Source organism: Actinoplanes sp. 13 (genome assembly GCF_056134165.1).
Genome location: NZ_JBVYOQ010000022.1, coordinates 86,973 through 112,977 on the forward strand (window position 1 = coordinate 86,973; position 26,005 = coordinate 112,977).

Consider the following 26,005-nt stretch of genomic DNA (forward strand, 5'->3'; position numbering starts at 1 on the left):
ACGAACGGGCGCCGACCTTTGTGACGCCTCCGCTGATGACGGTCGTGTCAGCCGGAGGCGGTCAGGTACTCCAGCACGAGGTCGCCGATCATGGTCCGGTAGTGGTCCCGGCGGCCGGGGTCGAGCATGTCCCGTTTGAAGATCGCGTTGAAGGTGTACCGGTTGGCGGTCCGGAAGACGCAGAAAGCGCTGATCAGCATGTGGACGTCGATCGCGTCGACGTCGCCGCGGAACCGGCCGTCCGCCCGGCCGCGGTCGAGGATCCGGGTCAGCGCGTCCAGCGCCGGGTTGGCCAGGCCCGCCAGGATCTCGGACCGGGCGATGTGCCGGGCGTAGTGGATGTTCTCGATGCTGACCAGCCGGATGAAGTCCGGGTGTGACTCGTGGTGGTCGAACGTGAGAGCGGTGAGCTGCCGGATCGCCTCGGCCGGGTCGAGGTGTTCCACGTCGACCTGTTGTTCCAGGGCGCGGATCCCGGTGTACGCCTGTTCGAGCGCCGCGATGTACAGGTCTTCCTTGCCGCCGAAGTAGTAGTAGATCATCCGCTTGGTGGTGCGGGTCTTCGCCGCGATCTCGTCGACCCGGGCGCCGGCGAAGCCTTTGTCGGCGAACTCGCGGGCTGCGACGGCGAGGATCTCGGACCGGGTCCGCTCAGCGTCTCGCGCGGCGGGCGCCGATGGCGAGTCCGGCGTCTGCGTGGCCACATGGCCCCCCTTCGATCGAAGATTCACCTTAGCCAGGGGTTCGCGGCCCTTCCTCCTCCACCGCTCAGCGCGTATAACTAACTAACTAGTACATACATTGCGGCCGGCGGCAACGCCTGTGGTGCGGAAACCCTCGGCTGCGAACACCTTCCGTCGTCCCGTCGGGCGAAGCCATCGAGGAAGGCAGTGCACCATGCTCATCGTTGATCATGATGCTGCGCGGAGTCCGGCCGCCGCACCGTCCACCGGCCCCCACCTGACGATCGCCACCGCCTGTCTGTCCGGAACCCTGGAGGACAAGCTCGCGGCCGCCGCGGCAGCCGGCTTCCACGGGATCGAGATCTTCGAGAGCGACCTCATCGCGTCGGCCTGGTCGCCGGCGCGGGTGCGGCAGGAATGCGCACGCCGCGGCCTGACCATCGACCTCTACCAGCCGTTCCGCGACTTCGAGGCGGTCGCTCCCGACACCTTCCGGGCCAACCTGCGCCGCGCGGAACTCAAGCTCGGAGTCCTGGAACAACTCGGCGCCGCCACGATGCTGGTCGCGTCGTCGGAGTCGCCCGACGCCGTCGACGACGACGAACTGGCCGCCGGCCAACTGCGGGAGCTGGCCGAGCGGGCCGCGGCCCGCGGGTTGCGCATCGCGTACGAGCCGTTGGCCTGGGGCCGATTCGTGAACACGTACGCCCACGCGTGGCGGATCGTGCGGCGCGCCGACCATCCCGCCCTCGGCCTCTGCCTGGACAGCTTCCACGTCTTGTCCCGGGGCGACGACCCGGCCGGGATCCGGGTGGTGCCCGGCTCGAAGGTGTTCCATCTGCAGCTGGCCGACGCGCCCCGGTTGAAGATGGATGTGGTCGAGTGGAGCCGGCACCACCGGCTCTTCCCCGGCCTGGGCTCGTTCGACCTGACCGGTTTCGTGCGCCAGGTCCTGGCGACGGGCTATGCGGGCCCGCTCTCGCTCGAGGTGTTCAACGACGTCTACCGTCAAGCCGATCCCCGGCACGCCGCCATCGACGGGATGCGGTCGCTGCTCGCCCTGCAGGAGTCGGTCAGCGCCGCCGGCCCACCCGGTGCGCGGCGGCTGCGCGCGCCCGGCCTTCCGCCGGCGCCGCGTCTCGGCGGCCACATGTTCACCGAGCTGGCGGTCGACGACGTCTCCGGCCCGGTCGTCGCCCGCACCCTGACCGCCCTCGGCTTCACCCGGGCCGGGCAGCACCGTTCCAAGCCGGTGCAGCTGTGGCAGCAGGGCGCCGCCCGGATCCTGCTCAACTTCGCGCCGCAGCGGACGGTCGCGCCCGGAACGGCGGCGATCTGCGCCCTCGGTGTGGAGAGCACCGATCCCGCGAGCTCGGCGGAGCGCGCCGACCGGCTGTTGGCTCCGGTGCTGCCACGCGTGCGTCAGCCGGGGGAGGCGGACCTGAGCTCGGTGGCTGCTCCGGACGGAACGGCTGTCTTCTTCTGCCGGGCGGGTGCGGACGGCACCAGCTGGCTGGCCGACTTCGAGCCCACCGGCAATCAGACCCGCGCCGACGGCCTGGTGACCGGGACCGATCACATCGCTCTTACCGAGCCGATCGACGACTTCGATCAGGTCGCGCTCTTCTACCGGACGGTTCTGGGTCTGCACGCCGGCCAGACGACGGAACTCGCCGCACCCTTCGGCCTGCTGCGCAGCCGGTCTGCCACCGACACCGAGCACACTGTCCGGATCACGCTGAACACCGCGCCGCTGCGCCGCGGTTCCTGGGCGCCGGCCGTGCCGAGTCCGCAGCACGTCGCCTTCGCCAGTGACAACGTGATCGCCGCCGCTCAGGCGATGCGCGAACTCGGCGCGCCGGTGCTGCGCATCCCGCAGAACTATTACGACGACCTCGACGCCAGGCTCGCCCCACCGCCGGAGCTGCTGGCGACGTTGCGCGAGCACTCGATCCTCTACGACTGCGACGAGGGTGGGGAGTACCTGCACTTCTACACCGAGATGCTGGGCTCGCGGCTGTTCTTCGAGGTGGTGCAGCGCATCGGCGATTACGCCGGGTACGGCGCCGCGAGCAGCGCCCCGGTGCGGATGGCCGCCCACCGCCAACGTCGCCTGCGGCGCCTCAAGGACACCCCACAGCGGGGGTACGGTCGTGAGCACGACTATTCACTGGCCCACCTGACGGCGTTGAGTCTGTCCCCACCGGAACTGGTCGAGGCCGCCGCGGACGCCGGATACCGGTACGTGGGCCTGCGCCTGACCCGGGTGACGCCGGTCGAGCCGCACTATCCGCTGGCCACCGATCCCGCGTTGATGCGCACGACGAAGGTGCGCCTGGCGGCCACCGGGGTCGAGGTGCTCGACATCGAACTCGCCAGGATCGGCCCGGACGAGGATCCGCGTGACTTCCAGCGTTTCCTGGAGGCCGGTGCGGAACTCGGCGCGCGCCACGTCATCGTGCAGCTGCCCGATCCGGACCGCCATCGCAAGATCGACCGGTACGCCCAGTTGTGCCAGATGGCCCGTCCGCTCGGCCTCACCATGGATCTGGAGTTTCCGTCGTGGACCGAGACACCGGATCTCACCGAGGCGACCCGGGTCCTGCGGGCGGCCGATCAGCCGAACGCCGGCATCCTGATCGACCTGCTGCACTTCGCCCGCTCCGGTTCCGGCGTGGCCGATCTGCGGGAGCTGCCGGCCGCATGGTTCCACTTCGCTCACGTCTGTGACGCGCCGCCGGGAGTCCCGCCCACCAGGGAGGAACTCATCCACACCGCGCGGTTCGAACGTCTCTATCCCGGGGAGGGCGGCATCGACGTCGACGGGATCCTGGCAGCTTTGCCGGCCGGCATCCCGTACGCCCTGGAGATCCCCCGCGCCCAGCTGGTGGCGCAGATCGGCGCCAAGGAGCATGCCCGCCTGGCGATCGCCGCGGCACGCCGCCGCCTCGACGTTCCGGCGGACCGCGAGCCGGCCGACGCGGCCTAGCCGCACCGGCCGGTGTCAACGGCGGAAGGGGAGGGGCCCATGGTCGATGCGATGCCGCGGGCCGCCTCGATGGCACCGCTGTCAGGCGCCGTCGGTGAAGGTGGGCAGGATGGACGGCGGCATCGGGCCTTTGTTGCGGCGGCCCTGGCCGGTCTCCTCCCAGGCGTGGGCGAGGATGCCGACGCTGCGGCTCAGGACGAACAGGCCCCGGGCCAGGGGCGGCGGGAAGCCCAGTTCGGCGTAGACGACGGCGGTGCAGCCGTCGATGTTGATCGGCACCGGCCGGGGGCGGCCCGCGGCGAGAACCCGCTCGATCGCCTGGGCGGCGTGCAGATAGGAGCCGTCGACGACGCCGCCGGCGACGGCCTGTTCCACCTGAGCGAGCAGTGGATCCCGGCGGGGGTCGACGGTGTGGAACCGGTGCCCGAAGCCGGGCAGGTATTTCGAGTTGGCCCGCCACGCGCCGACGGTCGTCTCGGCGGCGGTGGCGAGGTCGGTGCCCTGCTGGTGCAGGCGCCGCACGTCGGCCAGCAGGGCCATGCACTGTTCACCGGCGCCGCCGTGCACGTCGCCCAGCAGGTTGACGCCGGTTGCCACGGCGTTGTTGAGGCCGATGCCGCAGGTCGCCGCCATGCGGGCCACCGCGATGGACGGCGCGTGCGGCCCGTGGTCCACCGACGAGACCAGGGCCGCCTCGAGCAGCCGTTCCTGACCCGGCGTGGCCGTCTCGCCGCGCAGCATGAGCCAAATGATCCCGGCGAAGCTGATCGCGCCGATCAGGTCCTGGACCGGGCGCCCGCGCAGGTCGATGCGGTTGGGCTCGACGCGCGAGACGCTCGTCGACCACCAGTCGGACACGTCGCGGACAGTGGGTTCCGGCCGATCCTGGCTCATGGCGCCGTCACCTCGTCCACGGTGGCTTTGAACTCGTTGTTGTGCTCGCCCAGCAGCGGTGGCGGCGTCCGGGGACGCAACGGCTCGCCGTTGACGAGCACCCCGTTGCCGGTGACCCGCAAGGTGCGGTCCGGGTCGCCCGGGAACTCCAGGTCGGTCAGGAAGCCACGGACCCTCAGCTGGTCCAGCTCCATCGCCTGCGGGACGGTGAGGATGCGGGCCGCCGGCACGCCGGCCGCCGACAGGGTGCGTTCCCACGCGAGGGCCGGACGGCTCCGCAGAGCTGCATTGATCTCGTCGTTGAGCGCGTGGCGGTGCCGTTTGCGCGCCTCCCGGTCGGCGAACCGCTCGTCGGTGACCAGGTCGGGGCGCTCGATGATCCGGCACAGGGTCGCGAACTGCTCCTGCCGGTTGGCGGCGATGTTGAGCGGCCCGTCCGCGGCGTGGAAGGTGCCCGACGGTGCGGCGGTGGCGTTCTGGTCGCCCATCGGCTCCGGCGGGACGCCGCTGACGAGGAAGTTCGACGCGGCCCATCCCATCGCGGACAGCGACGTCTCCAGCATGGAGACGTCCAGGCACACGCCTTTGCCGGTTCTCGCCCGCCCGGCCAGCGCGGCGGCGATCGTCATGGCGGCGACCAGGCCGCCGATGGTGTCGGAGACCGGGAAGCCGACCCGCAGCGGGGCGGTCTCCGGGGTGCCGGTGACGCTCATCATGCCGGACAGGCCCTGGATGATCTGGTCGTACGCGGGGGCCTGGCGCATCGGCCCGGTCTGCCCGAACCCGGAGATGGCGCAGTACACCAGGCGCGGATTGATCCGGTGCAGCACCTCGGGGCTGTATCCGATCCGGCTCAGCACCCCGGCCCGGAAGTTCTCCAGCAGGACGTCGGCGCCGCGGAGCAGATCCTCGAACGTCGCCCGGTCGGCGGTGTCCTTGAGGTCGAGTTCGACCGACTTCTTGCCCGCGTTCTGGGCGAGGAAGGAGGCGCCGATCGCCGCCTGGTTCAGGCCGGGCTCCGGACCCAGTCTGCGGGCCAGGTCCCCGTCGCCCGGCCTTTCTATCTTGACGACCTCCGCGCCGAGGAGCATCAGGTGATAGCTGCAGTACGGCCCGGCCAGGACGTTGGTCAAGTCCAAGACCCGGACGCCGTGTAGTGGTCGCTCGTCATCCATGAGACGTGCCCCTCGGTCGTCATCGGGCGAGAAGCCCGGCATGGCGGTCAGGCGGCGAATCAATGCGGCTTGCATGCCCCCGTAACTACTCCAGAACCAGGCATTGCCAGGGGACTTCGCGGCCCGTACGTTACACCTAGTCCACACAGTGGTCCATATGGTCTACCAAGCGGTCCACATGCTTATGGGTTCTCGCGGAGGAGTGGCGATGACTGACAGCCCGGGCGGTGCCGTCCCGGAGGAAGCGCCGAGCGTGGTCGGATGCCTGATCGCCGGCGAGTGGGTGACGGAGGGGCCGGGAGCCGACCGCGTCGGTCCCTGGACACGCGCCGTCGTCAGCTCAGCCCGCCAGGCCACCGACTCCGACGTCCAGGCCGCCCTGCGATATGCGCGTGGTGGCGCCAAGGCGGTCGCCCGGATGTCACCCGCGTCGCGCGCCGACGTCCTGGAACGCGCCGCAGCCGCTGCCCTCGCCCGGCGCGACGAGTTGGCCCGGCTGCTCGCTCTGGAGCTCGGCAAGCCGGTCAAGGACGGCCGCGGCGAGATCGACCGGGTGGCCGACACGTTCGCGGTCTCCGCCGCGGAGGCGCGCCGCATCGGCGGGGAGGTGCTGCCGGTGGCGGGCTGGGCCCGCGGGGTGGGCAACACGGCGCTGACCCACCGGGCCCCGGTGGGTGTCGCCCTGGCGATCACTCCGTTCAACGCCCCCGCCAACCTGCTCGCCCACAAGCTGGCCGCCTCCTTCGCGGCCGGCAACACGACGATCGTGAAGCCGCCGCCGCAGGCCCCGGCATCGTCGGCCGCGGTGGTGCGGCTGTTGCTCGACTGCGGGATGCCGCCCGAGGCGGTTCAGGTGCTGCACGGTGGTGGTCCGGTCGGTGCGGCACTGAGTTCCGCGCCGGAGGTCGGCGTCATCAGCTTCACCGGCAGCCCGGAGACGGGTGCCGCGGTGGCCCGGTCGGCCGGGGCCAAGCGGCTGGTCATGGAACTCGGCGGCAACGCCGCGACGATCGTCTGCGACGACGCGGACATCGCCGCGGCGGCTCGGGTCTGCGCCGCCACCGGCTACAGCAACTCCGGGCAGAGCTGCATCTCGGTGCAGCGCGTCTATGTCCACCGCAATCGGTACGAGGAGTTCCTCGACTCGTTCACCCGCGCGGTCGAGAAGCTCACGGTCGGCGATCCTCTCGACGCCGCCACCGACGTCGGCTCGATGGTCGACGACGACGCGGCCGAACGCGTCGTCTCCTGGGCGCGCGAGGCGGCTGCTGCCGGCGCGACCATCACCACCGGCGGCCGCCGCGACGGCGCCACGGTGATCCCGACGGTCGTGGCGTCCCCGCCGCCGGACGCCCGCCTGATCCGCGAGGAGGTGTTCGGCGCCGCCGTCGCGGTCCGGCCGTTCGACGACTTCGACGACGTGCTGTCCACCTGCAACGACAGCCGTTACGGCCTGCAGGCGGGGCTGTTCACCAACGACGTGCGCCGCATCGTCACCGCGTGGCGTGAGCTCGAGGTGGGCGGGCTGATCGTGAACGGCTCGTCGAACTACCGCCTCGACCACGTCCCGTTCGGCGGCGTCAAGGATTCCGGCTTCGGCCGCGAGGCCCCCCGCTGGATGATCGACGACTACACCGTCGTCAAGACCCTCGTGCTGCGCGGCATCTCCCTCTTCGGCGACCAGGAGGACGCCCGATGACCATCGAATCGGACGAGAAGACCGTGACCGCCGCCGAGGCGTTGGTCACCCAGCTCGAGTCGTACGGCGTCGAAGTCGTCTTCGGCACCTGCGGTCACACCAACATCGCCCTGCTCGACGCGATCGGGCGCAGCAGCATCAGGTTCGTCATCGCCCGCCACGAGCAGGCCGCCGCGCACGCCGCCGACGGGTACGCCCGGGCCAGTGGCCGCACCGGCGTGGTGCTCATGCATGTCGGCCCCGGCCTGACCAACGGGGTCACCGGGGTGCTCACCGCGGCTCTCGACTCGGTCCCGCTGGTGGCGATCGCCGGCGACATCCCGTCCTACTACCACGGCCGGCACCCGCATCAGGAGGTGAATCTGCACGCCGACGCCGACCAGACGGCCATCTACCGGCCGTTCGTCAAGCGGGCCTGGCAGGTGCACCGTGCCGCCGACCTGGCCCGGTTCACCGAACGCGCCTTCTGGACCGCGGCGTCCGGACGCCCGGGCGCGGTGCTGCTCAGCGTGCCGATGGACCACTTCTCCCGCCCGGTTCCGGCGGAGACCGGCAGCGCCTACCCGCTGGCCGTACCGCAACGCCCGGGCCTGCCCGCCGAGGTCGCGGACCGCATCGCCGACATGCTGCTCGCCGCCGGCAAGCCTCTCGTCTACGTCGGCGGTGGCCTGCGCCGAGGGCCCGGCCTGGACGCGTTGCGCTCGCTGGTCGAGCACCTCGACGTCCCGGTGGTGCACTCGCTGATGGCCAAGGGAACCCTGCCGGACAGCCACCCGCTGCTGCTCGGCATGCCGGGCTTCTGGGGCCTGGACATGACCAACGAATACACCCGGGAGGCCGACGTGGTGCTCGCCCTGGCCACCCGGTTCGCCGAGACCGACGCCAGCTCCTGGGACTCCCGCTACACCTGGAAGTTCCCGCCCGGCCGGCTGATCCAGATCGACATCGACCCGGCCGAGATCGGCCGCAACTATCCGGTCGACGTCGGCGCGGTCGCCGACGTCACGCACGCCGTCCAGGCCATCGATGCCGCCGTGCGCGCCCGCCAACCGCAACCCCGGCACCGGCCGGGGCTGCGGGAGGCCATCACGGCGACCCGCCGCACCCTGTTCACCGACAGCCGCGACCGCGGCACCAGTGACAACGTCCCGCTGCGCCCGGAACGCATACTCACCGACCTGCGGGCGATCCTGCCCGCCGACGCGGTGCTGGTCACCGATGTGGGCTGGAACAAGAACGGTGTCGCCCAGTGCTACGAACTGCCCGAGCAGGGACGGTTCATCACCCCGGGCGGCGCCTCGACGATGGGTTTCGGCCCGGCGGCGGCGGTCGGCGTCCAGATCGCCCGGCCCGAGCGCACGGTCGTCGCGCTGATCGGTGACGGTGGCATGAGCGCTCAGCTTCCGGCCCTGCCGATGGCCGTCGAGCAGGGTGCCCCGGTCATCTTCGTGGTCATGAACAACCGATCCCACGGCACCATCAGCGACCTGCAGGCGGCCAACTTCGGGCAGAGCTTCGGCTGTGACTTCACCGGTCCGGACGGCACGTCGTACAGCCCGGACTTCGCCGCTCTCGGCCGGGCCTGCGGCGCCGACGGCTACGCCGTGACCAGCGCCGGCGGCTTCGGCGACGCGCTGCGTGCCGCCCTCGCCGCGCGCCGGCCCGCGGTCATCGACGTGCCGATGGTCAACGAGCCGGTGCCGACGCCGGGGCACTGGAACATCAAGGACATCTACCAGGGAATCTTCGAATGAGCCCAGGACCTGGAAGGCGAGGCCGTCCATGGCGGAGCGGTTGTTCATCCTCAACGGTCCCAACCTCGACATGCTCGGCCGCCGGGAGCCGCACCTGTACGGCCGGGTGACGCTGGCCGCCATCGAGAGCAGATGCCGGACGGTCGCCGACGACCTCGACTTCGACCTGTTCTTCGCCCAGTCCAACGCCGAAGGGCAGCTCATCGACTGGGTGCACCAGGCATATGACGAGGCGGCCGCCGTCATCGTCAACCCGGCCGGGCTCTCCACCGGCTCCGTCGCCCTCTATGACGCGCTGCGGATGCTCGAGAAGCCGGTCGTCGAGGTGCACCTCACCAACGTGTTCGGCCGGGAACCGCTCTACCGCAACCTGCTGACCGCGGCCGCCGCGTGGGCACTGCTGGCCGGCTTCGGTGCGGAGGTCTACGAGATGGCCATCCGCGGCCTGGCCGCCCACCTGTGCGGAGGCGGCCGGCCGTGCGAATAGGGATCGTCGGCTGCGGCCGGATCGCGCGTAACCACCTGAGCGCCCTGCGCGGTGTCGAGGGCGTCGAGGTGGCCGCGGTCGCCGACGTCGACGCGGCGCGGGCTCGCGCCTTCGCCGCGGACCACGGCGTCGCCCGGTCCTTCGGCGACGTGGAGGATCTGCTCGCCGGCGGCCTCGACGCGGTCACCATCTGCACCCCGCACGCCGAGCACGAGGCCGGGGTGCTCGCGGCTGCCCGGCACGGCACCCACGTGCTCTGCGAGAAGCCCATCGCCCTGCGGGTCGAGCAGGCCGAACGGATGATCGCGGCCACCGCTGCCGCCGGGGTGCGCTTCGGGGTGCTGTTCCAGCGCCGGTTCTGGCCGGCGGCGGCGCGTATCCGTGCGGCGCTCGACGACGGGCGGATGGGCCTGCCGATCTGCGGTGGCGTCGTGGCCCGCCTCCACCGGGGCGCGGACTACTACCGGGCCGAGCCGTGGCGCGGTCGCCGCGCGACGGAGGGCGGCGGGGTCCTGATGACCCAGGTGATCCATCACATCGACCTGCTCCAGTGGTTCATGGGCGCCGCCAGGCGGGTGACCGGCCGTTGTGCCACGCTCGCCCACCAGAACATCGTCGACGTCGAGGACACCGCCGCCGCCATCATCGAGTTCGCCTCCGGGGCCGTCGCCACGGTTCAGGCCGGCACCACCTTCCAGCCCGGGCTCGGCGTGCAGGTGTGGGTCAGCGACGCGCACGGCCGTACGGCCGGTGTGATGGAATTCCCCGAGGGCGTCGGCTTCACCGACGTCCGGACCCTGCCCGGCGAGGAGGAGTTCGCCGGCGGGTACGCCGCCGGCCGGCCCTTCGACATTCCGCTGGCCGAGATCCACGACCACCTCGCGCCGTACCACGCCTCGCAGATCGCTGATTTCGTCGCGGCGCTGCGCGAGGACCGTGAGCCGGCCGTGACCGGCCGCGACGCGCTGCGATCACTGGCGATCGTCGAGGCCGTCTACGAGTCGTCGCGCACCGGTTCGGCCGTGGAGCTGCCGTCATGACCGCGGGGGAGTGGTCAGCCCCGCCCGCCGAAGGGCCGGTCGAAACCCCGCTCGGCCATCTGCTGAGCCATCTGCCGCAGGTCGGTCGCGAACTCGGTGACCAGCTCGGGGGTGAAGCGCACTGTCGGCCCGCTCAGCGCCAGCGCGGCGACGACAGCGCCCGACTGCCCGAGAATCGGCACGGCGACGGCCGACAGACCATCCTCGCGTTCGCCGTGACTCTCGCCGTACCCCTTGGCGGCCGTCTCGTCGATCCACCGGCGCATCGTCGCCGCGTGCTGGGGCCCGTGCGGCGACTGCCGGGCGATCCGCTCCAGCAGCGCCGCGGTGGCGTCGCGCAGCAGGACCTTGGACGAGGCGCCCGCCCACATCGGCAGCTCGTCACCGACCTGCACGACGTGCCGCAGCGGCTGAGGGCTTTCCTGCTGGGCGACGCACACCCGGTAGATGTCGCGGACCACGTACAGATTCACGGTCTCGCGCCGGCGCGCGGCCAGCTCGCGCATCCCGCGCTGCGTCTCCGGCGGCAGCTCCCAGCTGCGCCGGGCCAGATGCGCCCACCGCCAGAGTCCGGGCCCCGCCATGTATCCGCCGCCGGTGGCCCACAGCAGGCCGCTCTGTTCCAGCGTCGACACCAGCCGCAGCACGGTGGTCTTGGCCAGACCGGTCTCTTCCACGATCTCCCGGACCGAGACCCGGGGCCGCTCGTCGGTCAGCAGGCCGAGGATGCCCAGCGCGCGCTGAACGCTGCGCACGCCTTGCTGATCGGCGGCCTCCGCCGCGGACGGCTTGGCCGCGGAATTGCGGGTGGCGGGCGCGTCCACGAATCTGCACTCTCCTCGTGTCCAGGGAAGGGTCCGCTGACCATCCTTCCCGCATCGCCACGATTCTCGCCTCCGGGGCTCGCCTTTCACAGATCCGTAACGGTCGCGACTCCAGCCCTTGCCAGGAACGGGGGCCGCCCGTACCTTACACGTAGTCCACGTAGCGGTCCAGTTGGTCCGACTAGCGGTCAATGTGGTGAGGGCGTGCCCGAGGACGGTCGCCCGAACCACCAGATCCGACGGCGCCCCGGGCGGCTCGTGACGGTCGATTCCGGTCACCGCCGTGGCGGCACCCGCGGCACCTCGTGTCGCGACAGACATACATCTGAGAGCGAGGGCGCATTGTTGACCACCCCGTCCCGTACCGCCGTCGGTGCGGAGCATGTGCCGGGAGCGATGGCCGATGACCGCTGACCCCGTCGCCTCGGCGGCCGACCTGGATCCTGAGCCGGACGGACGGTGGCGTGCGCCGAGAGTTCTGCGCACCTGGGCGGCGATCGAACTCTGGATCGCCTGTGTTGCCGTGATGACGATCTTTCTCTGCGTGCTCTGGCAGGTGATCAGCCGGTACGTGCCGGCGTTGAACTGGCAGGGCGTGAGCGAGTTGGCCAACTACTCGCTGATCGTGCTGACCTTCATCACGGTGGGTTATCTGGTCGGCAACAACGGCCACATCACCATCCAGATCATCGACTACGTCGCCAAGGGGCGGTTCCTGACGGTCGTGAAGGCGGTTTCCGCGGCCTGCACCGCGGCGATCTGCGCGCTGATGGTGTGGGAGGCGTACGAGTTGATCCGGGCGTACCCGGATCGGCGGACCGCTGCCCTCGAGATCCCCCTCTGGATCCTGTACGCCGTTCCGCTGGCCGGCTTTCTGTCCGGCGCCGTGCGAGCGGTCGTCCGCATCTTTCTGGCCGGCCGGCCGGACGAGTTCTTCGACTCGGCGGAGGCTCGATGATTCTCGAACTGTGGATGGTGGGCGCGGTCATCACGGTGCTGCTGCTCATCCGGGTGCCGGTCGGGCTCGCCTTCATCGGCCCCTGCCTGTGGTGGGCCCTCGCCGACGGCAGCTCCAGCGGGTTCGCCCTGAAGACCACCTTCGACGGTCTCAACAGCTTTCCGCTGCTTGCCGTGCCGCTGTTCATCCTGGTCGGCGTGATGGCGAACCGGCTCGGCATCGCTGACCGGCTCTACGACTTCTGCCTGGCGGTGCTGGGCCGGATCCGGGGCAACCTCGCGTACGTCAACATCGGCACCGCGGTCGGCTTCTCCTGGATGAGCGGCTCAGCCCTCGCCGATGTCGCGGGCCTGGGGAAGATCGAGGTCCCGCACATGGTGAAGGCCGGCTACCCGTACCGTTTCGCCGCCGGCCTGACCGCGTCGTCGTCGCTCATCAGCCCGGTGATGCCGCCGAGCATCCCCGCGGTGATCTACGCCGCGACCGCGGCGGTCTCCACCGGGGCACTGTTCGCCGCGTCCATCGTGCCGGCGCTGCTGATGGCGGTGGGCCTCTGTGTTTACGTGTTCATCTGGACCGCGCGCCGCCCCGACGTGACCTCCGTGCCGTTCGACCGCTCGCGGTTGCGCAGCGCGGCGATCGGCACCATCGGGCCCGCGTTCGTCCCGGTCATCCTGCTCGGTGGCATTCTGTCGGGCACCTTCACCCCGACCGAGGCCGCGTCGGTCGCCGTACTGCTGATGATCGTGCTCGGGTTGATCTATCGCACGCTGACGCCGCGGGTGATGCTCCAGTCGCTGCGCGAGACGGCTGTCATCACCGGTGGCATCGGGCTGATCCTGGGCTCGGCCGCGCTCCTGGGTCTGATCCTGACCCGGGCACACGTCTCGCGCGACGTGGCGGAGCTGGTGACGTCGGTGTCCAGCGAGCCCTGGGCCTTCATGATCATGATCAATCTCGTCCTGCTGGTCCTCGGCACGGTGGTCGACGCGACGGCCGCCATCCTCGTGCTCGTGCCGGTGCTGCTGCCCGTGGCCATGAGCCTCGGTGTAGACCCTGTCTACTTCGGCGTCGTCATGATCATCAACCTGATGATCGGGCTGCTCACGCCGCCGGTCGGCAGCGTCCTGTTCGTCACCGCCTCGGTAACGGGGCAACCGGTCGAAGAGGTGTTCCGCGGGATCATCCCGTTCCTGGTTCCCCTTGTCGCCGTGCTGGTCCTGGTCACGGCACTGCCCGGCCTCGTGCTGTGGCTACCCCGGCTCCTCGGATTCTGACCGCCTCGCCGCCTATCCAAAGGGAGACACCATGCGCCAACGTCCAGTTGGGTGGCGCCGAATCACCGCGGCGCTCGCCCTGCCCCTGTCCATCGTTCTCGCAGCGGGGTGCTCCACGTCGAGCAACACCCCCGCTGCCGAGGGCGAGAACCCCACTCTGACGCTCAAGATCGGTAGCTCGCAGCCCGAGACGCAACCGAACTTCTACTGCGGGATGAAGCTGCTCAAGGAACGGGTCGAGGCACAGAACCTCGGCCTCACGATCGACATGTTCCCGAACAGCCAGCTCGGCCCGGACGCTGAACGATTCGCCAGCGTGCAGACCGGCGACATCGACATCGACCTGCAGGGCGGCTCCGCCATGTCCACCGCCTTCCCGCAGATCGGGGTGGCCGACGCGGCGTACGCGTTCAACGACATCGACCACTTCTTCACCTGGGTCGACCAGAACGGCAAGGACTTCTTCGCCGAGTTCAACACGGCCACCGACACCACCATCGTGGACGCCTGGTACTTCGGCATGCGCACGTTCACCGCTACGAAGCCGATCCGTGAGCCGGAGGACCTCGCCGGTCTGAAGATCCGGTTCCCGAATACTCCGCAGTTCCTGGCGAACGCCGAGGCCCTCGGCGCGAACGCGGTCGCCATCGCCGTCGAGGAGCTCTATCTGGCTCTGCAGCAGGGGGTGGCCCAAGGGCAGGAGAACCCGGTGGTGGCCACCCACGCGCAGAAGTTCGACGAGATCCTCAAGGTCGCCAGCCTCACCAACCACCAGGTCGGCGCGCACTACGTGGTGGTTTCCGACAAGACTCTCGAGAAGATGAGTCAGCCGCAGAAGGACGCGCTGTTCAAGGCCATTCACGACATCCGGGCCGAGAACCGCAAATGCGTCGACGACGAGACAGAGAAGGTCCTCGACGGATGGCGTAACGACTCCACCCGTACCGTGGTGGAGATCGACCAGGTCGACCGGGAGGCTTTCATCAAGAAGGCGGAAGCCTTCTTCACCACCCACTTCAAGGGCAAGGATCTGGAGCTCTACAAGAGCATCCGGGCCTCGGCCTGAACGGGGGACGGGGCCGGCGATCCGCCGGCCCCGTCAGTTCCGGGGGCCTCGGGATCAGAGCCGCTTCTTGTCCCACGGGCGCCGGAACGCGGAACGGCTGTAATACCGCACGACGGTGCCGTCGCGGTCGGTCTCGATGCTGTAGTGCTTGAGGAAGTCCCACAGCAACGGTGACTCCTCGGGCATCGTGTTGTGCGAGCGGTACAGGTTCTTGGACAGCTTCAGGACCGGGACGGCGGTGCGGTCGTCGCGCCAGGTCCAGGTCTGGAAACGGTCGTGCCAGCCGTGGCGTCTGCCGGCGACGGTGTCCACGTCGGCGAGCCTGAGCCCGTTGGCACGCAGGTGATACTGCGCCCAGCTGTCGAGTGAGTTCTGGGTGTCGTCCCACAGGTCACCGTCGAGGAAGCCGAGGTCGCCGTACCCGTAGATCTGATAGTTGGGGATCGGCCGGCCGCTGGCCGGCACCGGGACGCCGTCGATGCCGACCGTGCCCGCGGCGTCGGGGGCGGTGGTGAACGACGTCGAGGCGACCGCGGCGAAGTACTCCGGGTACGCGATCGCGAAGTTCTGGGTCACCGCGCTGCCGGCGGACTGACCGGTGGAGTAGAACCGCGTCGGGTCGACTCCGAACTCGTCGGTGACCAGGTCGCGCAGCTGCCGGAAGAAGGCGTGCGAGTCGCGGTGGCTGACCGAGACGGAGCTGGCACTGTACTGCTCGCCGATGACCACCAGGACGCATCCTTCGCGTTCGGCGACCTTCCACCACTGGGCGGCGTCGAAGAACACCTTGGCGGTCTGGCTGTTGCCCGGCCAGACGAAGACGACCGGCGCCCGGTCGCGCCACAACCGGCGGGCGGAGCGGGGCACGTGGATCAGGTACTCCCGCGGGAAGCCCTCGACCATCATCGTGCGCACCTCGACGCCCAGCTTCGCGTAGTCCGCGCGTTCGAAGAGCTGGTTGCCGTACGCGAAGAAGTTCTCGTACCGGGTGTAGCGGGTCAGGAACTCGACGATGCGGTGCGTGTTCGCCGGGCGGTGCTGGACGGCCACCTGGGAGATCGGGCCGGCGTACGACGTCATCCACCGGCCGGAGTCGCGGCGCTGCGCGTACACGGTCCCGAGGGTCCGGTCTTTCCGGCCGCGGTGCCCGGTGTCGTTGGCGCGCTTCCAGTACGACAGGCCGGCGTCGATCGAGTCCCGGTCGGGGGAGATGTACCAGGTGGGCAGGACCGTCTCGTCGTACCTGATCAGGTCGAAGCCGTCGGGAAACTCGACCGGGGTGTAGCTGCCCTCGGTCTGGCCGCCGAACTCGCGGCCGGCATAGGAGTTCAGGAAGTCCGCCCCGAGGCCCGGCGAGTCGACGTACACCTGGCTGATCACTCGCAACGGGTGCGCCACCGCCCACGCCTCCAGGGCCGGGGCGCCGAGGCCGTACCCGACGAGGTAGTGCAGTCCGAAGATCGAGAAATACCGGTTGGCCTGGAAGAAGGCCATCGCGGCCTCGACGTAGGCGGCTTCCTGCGCGACGCCGCCCCAGCCGCCCGGGCCGGGCTCCAGAACGAACAGGCCCTCCGCGCGCCGGTCGGCGACACCGGCCCAGCCCTTTCGTCGCAGGAATTCGCCGGTATCGACGCCGTCGGGAACCGCGATCACCGTGAAGTAGGAGCGGATCGGCGTCTCGGGGGAGATGTACACCTTCGCCGTCCGCGCCGTTCCCGCCACGTCGAAGGACTTCGTCCAGTAACCCGTCATCTCCCGCGGCAGCTTGCTGGCGCGGGAATAGTCGTACGCCGGGAACGGGCGGCCGTCGAGCGGTCGCGGTTCACCGAGCGGGTCGCGGGCCGGCCCGGCCGAGGGTGCGCCGGCGGCCGGCCCGGCCGAGGGTGCGCCGGCGGCCGGCCCGGCAGCTGTCTGGCCCGCCAGAGTCGCGGTCACCGCGAGGGCGGCGGTTCCCCGGAGCAGGCGGCGTCGATCTATCGTACTCATGGCGATGGTCCTTTCGCCGGTGATGGCCGAGCCCGGTGCGGCAGGCGTGCTGCCGCACCGGGCTCGGTGTTCGGGGCCTTATTTGCGGATCCGCACGGTCGCCGTCGAGGTGAGCTGGTGCTGCTTCCCGTCGTGCAGGAAGTTCGCCACCAGGGTCAACGGCACCGCGTCGCCCTGCGGCACGTTGTTGTCGAGGCCGGCCTTGTCGAACACCACGACCAACGTGCGCCCGATCGTTGTCGCCTTCCTGGCTTTGACGGGCGTCCGTGACAGCGGCGTGCGCAGCTCGACGTCACCGTCGAGCCGGTAGCCGGCCGGAAGGCTCAGCGTCGCCGTCGCCACGCCGCGCACCGCGGTGAAGATCCCGGTCCGCGAGCCGAGGTCGATGGTCGACGGGACGAACCGCAACGCGCCCGGCAGGTCCCGCGGTGCCGGGTACACCTCGATCTTGCCGGTCGGCCGTGGGTCGGTGCAGTCGTTGAAGTAGTACTCACCGGCACGGTCGAACGTGAACTCGGAGCGCTCCCCGGGGTCCAGCCGGGCGTTGAAGAGGCCTTCGAAGTACTGGGTGGCGCAGTGCGGCCGTTGGTTGGGGAAATTCGGGAAGGTCTCCGCCCCCGGGTTGAGGAAGGTCACGGTGGTCCCGACCGGCACCCGCAGGTGCGTCGGGGCCATGCCGGCCTGTGAGGTGCTGTCCCGCGCGGTGGCGGTGTCCGTCGTGCGGTCCTGACGGCCCAGGTAGACGGTGTTGTTCACCGTCGCTCCCTCGACCGGAGCGCCTTGGACGGGACGGCGGATCGTCAGGGGAGCGGTGTCCGGCCCCTCCTGGCTACCCGACTCGGTCGTGTAGGTGCCGCCGAGCTTGAACGCCCACAAGGAGTCGCCCTGCGTCACCGAGCCGCCGTACGGGTTCGTGGAGCCGGCGGCGAGGACGGCGACGTACTGTTCGCCGTCGACCTCGTAGGTGATCGGGGCGCCGGCGATGCCGGACCCGGTCTGGAACTCCCACAACACGTCGCCGTCGCGGGCGTCCATCGCCAGCAGGCGACCGTCGATCTGGCCCGCGAACAGCAGGTCGGCCGCGGTCGTCAGCGGGCCCTGGCCGTGCGACATGTCCGTGCCGAGGTGGTTGCGCCACCTCACCTTGCCGGTCGAGGCGTCGTAGGCGAGGATGCCGCCGGTCTGGTACTGGCCGATCGCCCGCTGCCCGTTGGCCGCGGCGCCGTTCCAGTGCGCCACCGGGTTGGTGCCGTACGGGAAGTACACCATGTTGGTGCTGTGGCTGTAGGAGTTGTTCGACCAGTCGCCGCCGCCGTTCTGGCTGGTGGTCGAGAGGATCGGCAGGTTCCACTGCGGGTCGTACATGCAGCCGCGGCGGTGGTCCGAGGGATGGCCGGGCGGGTACGTCAGGAACGGTTCGTCCGCCGCGACGTAACTGTCCGGGTTGAACACCAGGTTGCCGTCCGCGTCGGGTTGGTAGCCGTTGTAGTTCGGCACGGCCCGCCACGGGTCACCCGGGACGTTGCGCGGGTCCAGCTTCTGCCAGACGACGCATTCGGGCAGCAGGCGCTGCGCCGGGAACGGCTGGGTCTCGGCGTTGTGCTGCCGGGAGTCCTGGATCATCGGTTTGCCGACGACCGGAAGCACGGGCTTGCCGGTGGTCCGATCGAGCACGAACTGGTGCCCCGACTTGCTGCCGTAGAACACCACCTTGCGCTTCTGGCCGTTGATCCTGATGTCGGCCAGGGTCGGCGGATGGACGTTGTCCATGTCCCACACGTCGTGCCGGATCGACTGGTAGTGCCACTTGTACGCGCCGGTCCTCATGTCGACCGCGACCATGGTGGTGGAGAACAGGTTGTCGCCCGGGCGCTGCGAGCCGTCCTGCGAGCTGCGGCAGCTGCGCGGGTTGCCGAAGGTCATGTAGTAGAGGCCGAGGCCGGGGTCGACCGCGCCGTGCATCCACGGGGTGGCGCCGCCCTCCAGGTTGCACTGGGTGCCGTCGGGCAGGACGGGCCCCCACGTGGCGCCGGCGTCGACAGAGTCGCCGTTGACGTCGGTGTAGATGGCGCCGCGATCCGGTCCGCCGAAGAAGTGCCACAGGTAGCCGCCGTCGCTGGCGCGGACCGCGACGACCGCGGCGCGGTCGCCGTTGGCCGCGTGGGCATAGACGATGCCGTCGTTGTACACGGTCGCGACCCGGTCGATGTTGCCCAGGTCGACTCCGGCCTGAACCGCCGGTTGTACGACCCAGACCTGTTCACCGGTGTCCTTGTCGAGGGCGACGATGCGGTCACCGTCGGCGAGGGTGTAGATCTTGCCCTGGCCGATGGAGACGCCGCGCCGGGTGTCCGCGGTGTCGAAGCCCTCCGGTGCCCACTTCCATCTGGGCGCACCGGTCGCGCCGTCGACGGCGATCACTTCGCCGCCGGGCGTGTCGAGGTAGATGACCCCGTCGGCCGCGATGGGTGTGGTCTGCTGGCCCACGTCGTCGCCGGCCGGCGCGACCGCCGAGACGTGTGTGCGCCAGGCCGGCCCGAGTTTGTCGAGGTTGCGCCGGGAGATCTGCCGGAGGCCGGAGTAGTGCTGGTTCGCGAGGTTGCCGCCGACGGCCGGCGTGTCCGCCCCGGTCGGCTCCAACCCTGGCGGCTCTTCGTGCTCGACGCCGTGTCGCGGGGCTCCGGCGACGGCCGCCGACGGTCCCACGGCGACAGCGACGGCCAAAAAGATCGGTGCGAGAGTACGTGGTTTCATCGATCGCCTTCCGCTGTGGCTACTTGCGTTTGGCCGGGGTGCAGAACGGCTCGAGGCCCATGGCGGACTTGATGCCGTGTTCGAGGTGCGCCTGGAACTCGGCTGCGCCGGGGAAGGTCGAGTTCTGCTGGAAGGCGGCCCCCTCGTGGCCGAGGGTGGTGACCCAGGAACGGCCGCCGTCGTAGTACTGGCACCAGGTGACCGGATGGAAGCCGCGGTGCCCGGGGTGCGATCCCTCTCCGCCCGCGCCGTCAGCGAGGGTCCGCTCGTCGACAGTGGCCAGGAAGTTCACATTGGTCGGGAACGGGACGAGGTTGTACCACTCGTCGGAGAAGCCCCAGCGTCGCGGAAGGCTCTTGGTGGACACGTCGCGGTCGTTCACGATGACGACGTCACCGGGCTGGCTCCGCCCGTGGTTGTAGTAGTTCGCGTTGCCGAGCAGCCCCTCGTACCACTGCCAGCCGTATTCGGTGCCGAAGGCGTTGTGGACGCCGACGAAGCCGCCACCGCCCTGGATGTATTTGCGCAGCGACTCCCGCGCCCAGTCGAGACGGGTGCCGCCCACCGCACCCCGCGCGTGATTCCACAGGGTGTCCCGGGTGGGGCTCATGAAGATCACGGCGTTGTAGCTGGAGTTCAGCCGCTCCACCGCCTGGACGTCCTCGGTGACGTGCACCTCGATGCCGTCGGCCTCGAGCATGGCGACCAGCCCGGACTGCGCCACGTTGGAAGCGTCCAAGGGGCGCGGCCAGGCCGCCGGATCGGTGTGGTCGTGCGTGATCACGTAGGGGCGGGGGAGCGCCAGGCTCTGGATGCTCGCGTTGTCGGGGTCCAGGACCCGTCCGAGGTTGGCGTGCCGCGGTCCCGCCGTGCGGGAGTACACCAGCACCTTGTTGTCGCGCTGGGTGCCCCAGTCGCTGTAGCAGGCCGGATCGGGGCCGCGGCACACGCCGTACACCGGGTCGACGCCGGCCGGTTTGTCCTTCGGTGACCCCGTGATCGCCAGAGCCGAGGCCGGCGCGAGGATCGCGAGCGCCGCGAGAGCCACCACCGTCTTGAGCCAATTGTTGTTCATGCTGGGCACTCCCGTCGGGAGGTGGATTCCGGTCGCATGCGCTCTTGTCCCCTCATCGATGCCATGCATCGGCGTGCGGACTCGCCGGACGCCGAGGTCGCTCGGTCCGCGTGGTGGACTCTTAGTTCCGCTGGACAGACCATAATGTGGCGTGGGCCGTCTCACAAGACAGCGGCGATCGCGCTCCGGGATCGAGGGGTGTCGCTGCGACGAGGCCGGGCGCCGGCCCGCCCCCTCGTGTGATGCCGGGTCCGGACATGGCTCAGGCCCGGTTCAGGGCTTTGCCTGAACCGGGCCTGTCGGGGTTTGCCTCAGCTCCGGAGGATGTAGGGGTAGGCAACCGCGTACCAGCCGCCCCCGCAGTCGGCGACCGACGTCTGCCCGACGCCCACATAGGCGCCGTAGACATCGCGCGGAGGAGTGTTGGCCCGGCGGCACTCGCCGACGGCCATGATCGACCTTCCCCAGCCGGCGCTGCTGGTGCACCGTGCGCCCACGGTGTCGGTGTCGATCAGGAAGGTGGAGCAGTTGCTGATGGCGTGCGCCGGGGCCGCGCCGGCGACAAGGCCGGCTCCGACAACCAGTGCCATCCCGAGGGTTGCACTCAAGCTGCGCATGTTGCACTCCCAACCGTTAGGTGAGCGTTCCGAGGGAGCGTAGGAGCGGATGCTCCACATCCGGCCATACATGGACGTATGGCGTCCAGGCGGCAAGGCGCCCTCACCACTGGCGCCAGCCTGCTCATCGGCGGGTGGGGAGCCGCTATGGCTGATTCTGACGGCCTGCGGTGGCCCCACTCGGACGGCTTGAAGTGGCCCCACCTTGATTGAGATCTGCGATGGTGTGACGGCTTGATTTGGCCACACCTGGCCTGCGGTAAGAGCCCGTTTCCGTGACTGAGTGTTAGCGCCGGTGCGGGTTCTGCTGGTCGCTGATCATTCGGTGGTGGAGTGCTTCCAGACCTTGATCGAGGACAGGCGATGGTGCCGACGACCGAGCCGACGGCCAGCCACGGCGATGCCCTCGCGCTGGCGTTCCAGGATCAGGGCGCGCTCGAACTCGGCGACGGCGCCCATCACCGACAGCAGCAGGGTCCCCATCGGCGAATCCTCACCGGTGAACGTGAGGCCTTTCCTGACGAACTCCACGCGCACGCCCTTGCCGGCCAGCGTCCGCACGAGCCTGCGGAGGTGGTCGATGTTGCGGGCGAGCCGGTCCATCGAATGCACGAGCACCGTGTCGTCGTCGTGGACGGACCCGATCATCTCGTCGAGCCTGGGCCGGGTGGTGTCCTTGCCGGAGGCGGCGCGTGAGACCGGAACATCGGAACGGAAACTGGCGGTAGTCGGATGGTTCAGGGGCTAGCCGTGGCCCGCCGGATATGTCCTGAAGCGCAGCGAACATTGGGAGAAGCGGGTCCGGCAGACGCCCGGCGCACGATGGTCATCGCTCCGCTCGTCCCTGACCGAGAGCGGCGACGCGGGTGGCAGGAAAGGTGGGGTCTACGACATTGCTGCCGTAGCCGGCGGCCGGGAAGCTGAGTTCGTGTCAGGCCGCGACGTGTTGATCATCGTCTTCGAGGGTGTGCAGAGCCTTGATGTGACGGGCCCGCTGGAAGTGTTCGCCGGTGCCGGCGCAGGGGCCTACCGGGTCACCACGGCGAGCCCTGGCGGGACGCCGGTGCGTACGTCGAGTGGCCTGGTTCTGATTCCCGGCCTCGACCTGTTCGCCGCGCCGCCGCCGGACACGGTGGTCGTGCCCGGCGGCGAAGGAACCCGCAGCAACGACCCCGCGGTGGTGGACTGGTTACGCAGGCACGCGTCGCGAGCGCGGCGAGTGGCCTCAGTGTGTAGCGGGGCGTTCCTGCTGGCCGAGGCGGGGCTGCTGGCCGGCCGCCGGGCAACCACCCATTGGCGGGTGTGCGACAGCTTGGCGCGGCGGTATCCGGACGTCGAGGTGGACCCGCAACCCATCTTCGTACGGGACGGGCCGATCGCCACCTCGGCCGGCGTCACTGCCGGCATCGACCTGGCGTTGGCGCTGGTCGAGGAGGATCTCGGCCGTGAGATCGCGTTGGAGATCGCCCGGCATCTGGTGATGTTCTTGCGGCGGCCGGGCAATCAGGCGCAGTTCAGCGCCCAGTTGTCGGCGCAGCTCGCGGCGCGGCCGGGGCTGCGCGAGGTGCAGCGGTGGATCGCCGACAACCCGCACGCGGATCTCAGCGTGCCGGCCCTGGCCCGGCGGGCGAGCCTGTCGCCGCGCCAGTTCGCGCGAGCCTTCGTCGGCGAGGTCGGCCAGACACCGGGCCGCTACGTTGACAACGTACGCCTGGAGGCGGCGCGCCGCCTGCTGCTCGACGGTGACGACGGGCTGGAGCGCATCGCCGCCCGCTGCGGGTACGGCACGGCCGAGACGATGCGCCGCGCGTTCGTCCGCGAGTTGGGCGTCTCGCCCGGCGAATACCGGCGCCGATTCTGACCGATCAACGGAGGTTTTCATGCAGATTGCCGTCCTGCTCTTCGACCGGCTCACCGCCCTGGACGCAGTCGGCCCGTACGAGGTACTGGCCCACCTGCCCGGAGCGCAGGTCGTGTTCGTGGGCGAGCGACCCGGACCGGTACGCACCGAGGTGGGCAGCCTGGCGCTGACCGCCGACGCCGCCCTGTCCGAGGTGGTCAGGCCCGACGTGGTCGTGGTGCCCGGCGGGCCCGGGCAGCGCCATCACATGGGCGACGGGCCGATCCGTGACTGGCTGCGTGCGGTGGACACCACCAGCACGTGGACCACTTCGGTCTGCACTGGCTCGCTCCTGCTCGCCGCTGCGGGGGTACTCATCGGCCGGCGCGCCACCACACACTGGCTGGCACATGACCAACTCGCCCCGCTCGGAGCCGTCCCGGTCGCGCAGCGGGTGGTGACCGACGGCAAGTACCTCACCGGCGCGGGAGTGTCCGCCGGCCTCGACATGGCGTTCACGCTGGCCGGCCGCATCGCCGGAGATGCGGTGGCCCAGGCCATTCAGCTGGCTCACGAGTACGACCCGCAGCCGCCCTACCAGGCCGGTTCACCGGAACGGTCACCACGCGAGGTGCTCGCCGCGGTGCGCAGCCGCAAAGATTTCATCTTGACTCGAAGTTGACGAGGAGCCATGGACAGCATTCTCGACAAGGTGGCCGGTCCGGCATGGCGGATCGCGGACGCACAGCCAGGTCCGGTGGCTCCATGACCACACCCGTACAGCGGCGGCTCGCCCTCCTGGTTAGCGCGGCAGGCGCGATGATCGTCGCGTTGGACGGCACCATCCTGCTCATGGCGCAGCCCAGCCTGCAGCGCGACCTCGACGCGAGCGTGGCGCAGATCCATTGGACGAGTACCGGCTATCTGGTTGCGGTGGCTGCGTTACTCGTCATCGCCGGGCGTCTCGGGGACCGGTACGGGCATCCGCGCTTATTGTTCGTCGGCGTGCTCGGTTTCGGGGCTGCCTCGGCCGGGATCGCGCTCGTGTCGGCCATCGAAGGGGTGATCGTCCTGCGCGCGGCGCAGGGCGGTTTCGGTGCCCTTCTGCAGCCAGCAACACTCGCGCTGCTGCGGCTGGTGTATCCCGCAGACCGGCTCGGTACGCCGATCGCCATCCGCACCGCGGCGATTGCGGTGGCAGCGGGGTCCGGTCCCCTCCTCGGCGGTGTTTTGGTGGCGCAGTGGGGTTGGCGGGCCGCGTTCTGGGTCAACGTGCCTATCGCGTTGGTCATCGCCGCTCTCGCCGTCGCTGTGCGGATGCCTGTACCGGAACGTTCCGTCTCTTCGCGGCTCAACCTGACCGGTGCGGGCCTGCTCGCCATCGCGCTCGCCATCCTGGTCCACGCCCTGGCCGAGGTGCCCGCGCGGGGGTGGACCGCGGCGCCGACGCTGCTCGAACTCCTAGCCTTCACCTGTGTCGTGGCGGTGCTCGTCTGGCACGAGCGCCACACCAGGCACCCGATCGTTCCGGCTGCCGTGGCACGGTCCGTGCCGGTGATGGCATCGATGGCACTCTTGCTGGTCATCAGCGCCGGCCTGTTCGGTGTGCTGTTCATGGGCACGTTCTACCTGCAGAACACACTTCACCTCGACCCGCTTGCCAGCGGATTGCGCGTCCTATCGCTGACCGTGCTCATGATCCTGGGTGCACCCGCCGCGAGCGTCGCGCTCCGTCGGCACGGTGCGCGCCGCACCGCGGTCGCGGGCACGGTCCTCGTCGTGCTCGGCATCGTGGGGCTGTCCCGGGTCGGTCCGGACAGCCCGTGGACGGGCATGCCCGCGGCCCTGGCTGTCATCGGTGCCGGGTATGCCACCTTGATGGTCACTGCCACCGGCACCGTGGTCGGCGACGCACCGCCCGGGTACGCCGGAGTCGTCGGTGGGCTCAAGCAGACAGCCATCAACATCGGGCCCACCCTGGGCATCGCCGTCGCGGCCGGCGCAGCCGGCTCCGCTGTTTCGACGATGGGCCCTGCTTTGCTGGTCCTGGCCGCCCTCGCCGCCCTCGGTCTGCTGCCTGCATCGCAGATGCCCAGGCGCCCGGCCCACCGGAAAGGGCCGGTGTTACTCGCCGGATAATCAACGGAGTTGGGCTGATCTAAGGGGATCGACCGAACACTGACAGCACCTGCCTGGCGTACGCGGCCCCGCACCGACCCGCAGCACCGCGCTGGACACCAAGGAACCGCTCATCGGCCGGCTGGCGTTCAACCTTAGCGACACAGTGTCTACTCAGGCTTTCAGGATCATCGCCGTCGATTCACCATCGCCACAACTGAAGACAGGAGTCGATATCTTGCGCCAAGTGAGCTGGGCTTCGCTTACGGACATCGCCGAGGACGTCCGCGCGGCATGGCCCCGATGACACGATTCACGGACCTCGACGACCTGCTCCGTCAGGCTGCCCTTGGTATGAGCGCATGGCACCTGGTCGACCAGGATCGGATCGACCGGTTCGCCGAGGTCACCGGCGATGGGCAGTGGATTCACACCGACCCGGAACGTGCCCGCGAGGAGGGCCCGTTCGGCGGAACCGTCGCGCACGGGGCCCTGACGCTCTCGCTATGCATGGCGTTCATGACGGAGGTTGTCCAGGTGGACACGGTGACGATGGTGGTGAACGGCGGCTTCGACAAGGTCCGCTTCCAAGCTCCTGTACCCGCAGGCTCGCGACTACGCGGCATTGTCACGCTGCGAGAAGCACGCCGCATCGACTCCGGCGCGCGGATCGTGGTACGCAACCGGGTCGAGATTGAGGGCGTGAACCGACCAGCCTGCATAGCCGATCAAGTTCTCGCCCTCTACACGGCCCGTGAGGAACATTAGA

General features: G+C 69.9%; 21 protein-coding genes. 12 read left to right on the forward strand and 9 right to left on the reverse strand.

Annotated elements, in window-relative coordinates:
* Positions 1–47 precede the first annotated feature (47 nt).
* The gene (locus tag AC0NH5_RS32105) at positions 48–704 is read right to left on the reverse strand and encodes a TetR/AcrR family transcriptional regulator (protein WP_474410608.1); all 657 of its coding nucleotides are present in this window, start codon (positions 702–704) and stop codon (positions 48–50) included.
* Between the two features lie 193 nt (positions 705–897).
* Between AC0NH5_RS32105 and AC0NH5_RS32110 the strand changes: the two genes are divergently transcribed.
* Entirely contained in the window at positions 898–3,672 is a 2,775-nt protein-coding gene (locus AC0NH5_RS32110; RefSeq protein WP_474410610.1) for a TIM barrel protein, read from the forward strand.
* A gap of 81 nt (positions 3,673–3,753) precedes the next feature.
* Here the strand turns inward: AC0NH5_RS32110 and AC0NH5_RS32115 are convergent, their stop codons facing one another.
* Both AC0NH5_RS32115 and AC0NH5_RS32120 read right to left on the reverse strand, forming a co-directional pair.
* On the reverse strand, positions 3,754–4,566 hold the full coding sequence (locus tag AC0NH5_RS32115) for a citryl-CoA lyase (protein ID WP_474410612.1): 813 nt from the start codon (positions 4,564–4,566) through the stop codon (positions 3,754–3,756).
* A complete protein-coding gene (locus tag AC0NH5_RS32120; RefSeq protein ID WP_474410692.1) occupies positions 4,563–5,783 on the reverse strand; it encodes a CaiB/BaiF CoA transferase family protein in 1,221 nt (406 codons plus the stop codon). The genes AC0NH5_RS32115 and AC0NH5_RS32120 overlap by 4 nt, the downstream gene beginning before the upstream one ends.
* Before the next feature lie 166 nt (positions 5,784–5,949).
* On the opposite strand from AC0NH5_RS32120, the gene AC0NH5_RS32125 reads away from it, so the two are divergent.
* The 4 genes from AC0NH5_RS32125 to AC0NH5_RS32140 are packed head-to-tail and all read left to right on the forward strand — an operon-like array spanning position 5,950 to position 10,721.
* Positions 5,950–7,440 (forward strand): aldehyde dehydrogenase family protein, encoded by a 1,491-nt coding sequence (locus tag AC0NH5_RS32125; RefSeq protein ID WP_474410614.1) that lies wholly within the window; start codon positions 5,950–5,952, stop codon positions 7,438–7,440.
* Positions 7,437–9,194, forward strand: a complete 1,758-nt coding sequence (locus AC0NH5_RS32130; RefSeq protein ID WP_474410615.1) for a thiamine pyrophosphate-binding protein — start codon at positions 7,437–7,439, stop codon at positions 9,192–9,194. The genes AC0NH5_RS32125 and AC0NH5_RS32130 overlap by 4 nt, the downstream gene beginning before the upstream one ends.
* A gap of 28 nt (positions 9,195–9,222) precedes the next feature.
* The gene (locus tag AC0NH5_RS32135) at positions 9,223–9,681 is read left to right on the forward strand and encodes a type II 3-dehydroquinate dehydratase (RefSeq protein WP_474410617.1); all 459 of its coding nucleotides are present in this window, start codon (positions 9,223–9,225) and stop codon (positions 9,679–9,681) included.
* Positions 9,672–10,721, forward strand: a complete 1,050-nt coding sequence (locus AC0NH5_RS32140) for a Gfo/Idh/MocA family protein (protein WP_474410619.1) — start codon at positions 9,672–9,674, stop codon at positions 10,719–10,721. The genes AC0NH5_RS32135 and AC0NH5_RS32140 overlap by 10 nt, the downstream gene beginning before the upstream one ends.
* Positions 10,722–10,735: 14 nt before the next feature.
* On the opposite strand, the gene AC0NH5_RS32145 is transcribed toward AC0NH5_RS32140, so the two are convergent.
* Positions 10,736–11,545: an IclR family transcriptional regulator gene (locus AC0NH5_RS32145; RefSeq protein WP_474410621.1), complete on the reverse strand. Its 810-nt coding sequence runs from the start codon at positions 11,543–11,545 to the stop codon at positions 10,736–10,738.
* Between the two features lie 403 nt (positions 11,546–11,948).
* On the opposite strand from AC0NH5_RS32145, the gene AC0NH5_RS32150 reads away from it, so the two are divergent.
* The 3 genes from AC0NH5_RS32150 to dctP are packed head-to-tail and all read left to right on the forward strand — an operon-like array spanning position 11,949 to position 14,846.
* The gene (locus tag AC0NH5_RS32150; RefSeq protein WP_474410623.1) at positions 11,949–12,503 is read left to right on the forward strand and encodes a TRAP transporter small permease; all 555 of its coding nucleotides are present in this window, start codon (positions 11,949–11,951) and stop codon (positions 12,501–12,503) included.
* Positions 12,500–13,780: a TRAP transporter large permease gene (locus AC0NH5_RS32155; protein ID WP_474410625.1), complete on the forward strand. Its 1,281-nt coding sequence runs from the start codon at positions 12,500–12,502 to the stop codon at positions 13,778–13,780. Before AC0NH5_RS32150 ends, AC0NH5_RS32155 begins: the two co-directional genes overlap by 4 nt.
* Positions 13,781–13,811: 31 nt before the next feature.
* Positions 13,812–14,846, forward strand: a complete 1,035-nt coding sequence (gene dctP, locus AC0NH5_RS32160; protein WP_474410627.1) for a TRAP transporter substrate-binding protein DctP — start codon at positions 13,812–13,814, stop codon at positions 14,844–14,846.
* Between the two features lie 54 nt (positions 14,847–14,900).
* On the opposite strand, the gene AC0NH5_RS32165 is transcribed toward dctP, so the two are convergent.
* The 5 genes from AC0NH5_RS32165 to AC0NH5_RS32185 all read right to left on the reverse strand — a co-directional run bounded on the left by AC0NH5_RS32165 (position 14,901) and on the right by AC0NH5_RS32185 (position 22,019).
* Positions 14,901–16,832, reverse strand: a complete 1,932-nt coding sequence (locus AC0NH5_RS32165; RefSeq protein WP_474410629.1) for an alpha/beta hydrolase family protein — start codon at positions 16,830–16,832, stop codon at positions 14,901–14,903.
* A 78-nt stretch (positions 16,833–16,910) separates the two neighbouring features.
* Positions 16,911–19,586: an outer membrane protein assembly factor BamB family protein gene (locus tag AC0NH5_RS32170; RefSeq protein ID WP_474410631.1), complete on the reverse strand. Its 2,676-nt coding sequence runs from the start codon at positions 19,584–19,586 to the stop codon at positions 16,911–16,913.
* 19 nt (positions 19,587–19,605) lie between these two features.
* Positions 19,606–20,661 (reverse strand): ThuA domain-containing protein, encoded by a 1,056-nt coding sequence (locus AC0NH5_RS32175; protein ID WP_474410633.1) that lies wholly within the window; start codon positions 20,659–20,661, stop codon positions 19,606–19,608.
* Between the two features lie 311 nt (positions 20,662–20,972).
* On the reverse strand, positions 20,973–21,269 hold the full coding sequence (locus AC0NH5_RS32180; RefSeq protein ID WP_474410635.1) for a hypothetical protein: 297 nt from the start codon (positions 21,267–21,269) through the stop codon (positions 20,973–20,975).
* Positions 21,270–21,596: 327 nt separating this feature from the next.
* Positions 21,597–22,019: a recombinase family protein gene (locus AC0NH5_RS32185; protein WP_474410693.1), complete on the reverse strand. Its 423-nt coding sequence runs from the start codon at positions 22,017–22,019 to the stop codon at positions 21,597–21,599.
* Between the two features lie 187 nt (positions 22,020–22,206).
* On the opposite strand from AC0NH5_RS32185, the gene AC0NH5_RS32190 reads away from it, so the two are divergent.
* The 4 genes from AC0NH5_RS32190 (at position 22,207) to AC0NH5_RS32205 (ending at position 26,004) form a co-directional block, all read left to right on the forward strand.
* Entirely contained in the window at positions 22,207–23,139 is a 933-nt protein-coding gene (locus tag AC0NH5_RS32190) for a GlxA family transcriptional regulator (RefSeq protein WP_474410637.1), read from the forward strand.
* Positions 23,140–23,158: 19 nt separating this feature from the next.
* Positions 23,159–23,800: a DJ-1/PfpI family protein gene (locus AC0NH5_RS32195; protein WP_474410639.1), complete on the forward strand. Its 642-nt coding sequence runs from the start codon at positions 23,159–23,161 to the stop codon at positions 23,798–23,800.
* Between the two features lie 83 nt (positions 23,801–23,883).
* Entirely contained in the window at positions 23,884–25,257 is a 1,374-nt protein-coding gene (locus tag AC0NH5_RS32200) for an MFS transporter (protein ID WP_474410641.1), read from the forward strand.
* A gap of 282 nt (positions 25,258–25,539) precedes the next feature.
* Positions 25,540–26,004: a MaoC family dehydratase gene (locus AC0NH5_RS32205; RefSeq protein WP_474410642.1), complete on the forward strand. Its 465-nt coding sequence runs from the start codon at positions 25,540–25,542 to the stop codon at positions 26,002–26,004.
* Position 26,005: the final 1 nt, after the last annotated feature.

Coding starts and splice junctions, on each gene's coding strand:
- AC0NH5_RS32135 (WP_474410617.1), top strand. CDS start 9,223: ATGGCGGAGCGGTTGTTCATCCTCAACGGTCCCAACCTCGACATGCTC.
- AC0NH5_RS32165 (WP_474410629.1), bottom strand. CDS start 16,832: ATGAGTACGATAGATCGACGCCGCCTGCTCCGGGGAACCGCCGCCCTC.
- AC0NH5_RS32120 (WP_474410692.1), bottom strand. CDS start 5,783: ATGCCGGGCTTCTCGCCCGATGACGACCGAGGGGCACGTCTCATGGAT.
- dctP (WP_474410627.1), top strand. CDS start 13,812: ATGCGCCAACGTCCAGTTGGGTGGCGCCGAATCACCGCGGCGCTCGCC.
- AC0NH5_RS32175 (WP_474410633.1), bottom strand. CDS start 20,661: ATGAACAACAATTGGCTCAAGACGGTGGTGGCTCTCGCGGCGCTCGCG.
- AC0NH5_RS32110 (WP_474410610.1), top strand. CDS start 898: ATGCTCATCGTTGATCATGATGCTGCGCGGAGTCCGGCCGCCGCACCG.
- AC0NH5_RS32155 (WP_474410625.1), top strand. CDS start 12,500: ATGATTCTCGAACTGTGGATGGTGGGCGCGGTCATCACGGTGCTGCTG.
- AC0NH5_RS32195 (WP_474410639.1), top strand. CDS start 23,159: ATGCAGATTGCCGTCCTGCTCTTCGACCGGCTCACCGCCCTGGACGCA.
- AC0NH5_RS32115 (WP_474410612.1), bottom strand. CDS start 4,566: ATGAGCCAGGATCGGCCGGAACCCACTGTCCGCGACGTGTCCGACTGG.
- AC0NH5_RS32150 (WP_474410623.1), top strand. CDS start 11,949: ATGACCGCTGACCCCGTCGCCTCGGCGGCCGACCTGGATCCTGAGCCG.
- AC0NH5_RS32125 (WP_474410614.1), top strand. CDS start 5,950: ATGACTGACAGCCCGGGCGGTGCCGTCCCGGAGGAAGCGCCGAGCGTG.
- AC0NH5_RS32205 (WP_474410642.1), top strand. CDS start 25,540: ATGACACGATTCACGGACCTCGACGACCTGCTCCGTCAGGCTGCCCTT.
- AC0NH5_RS32200 (WP_474410641.1), top strand. CDS start 23,884: ATGACCACACCCGTACAGCGGCGGCTCGCCCTCCTGGTTAGCGCGGCA.
- AC0NH5_RS32170 (WP_474410631.1), bottom strand. CDS start 19,586: ATGAAACCACGTACTCTCGCACCGATCTTTTTGGCCGTCGCTGTCGCC.
- AC0NH5_RS32130 (WP_474410615.1), top strand. CDS start 7,437: ATGACCATCGAATCGGACGAGAAGACCGTGACCGCCGCCGAGGCGTTG.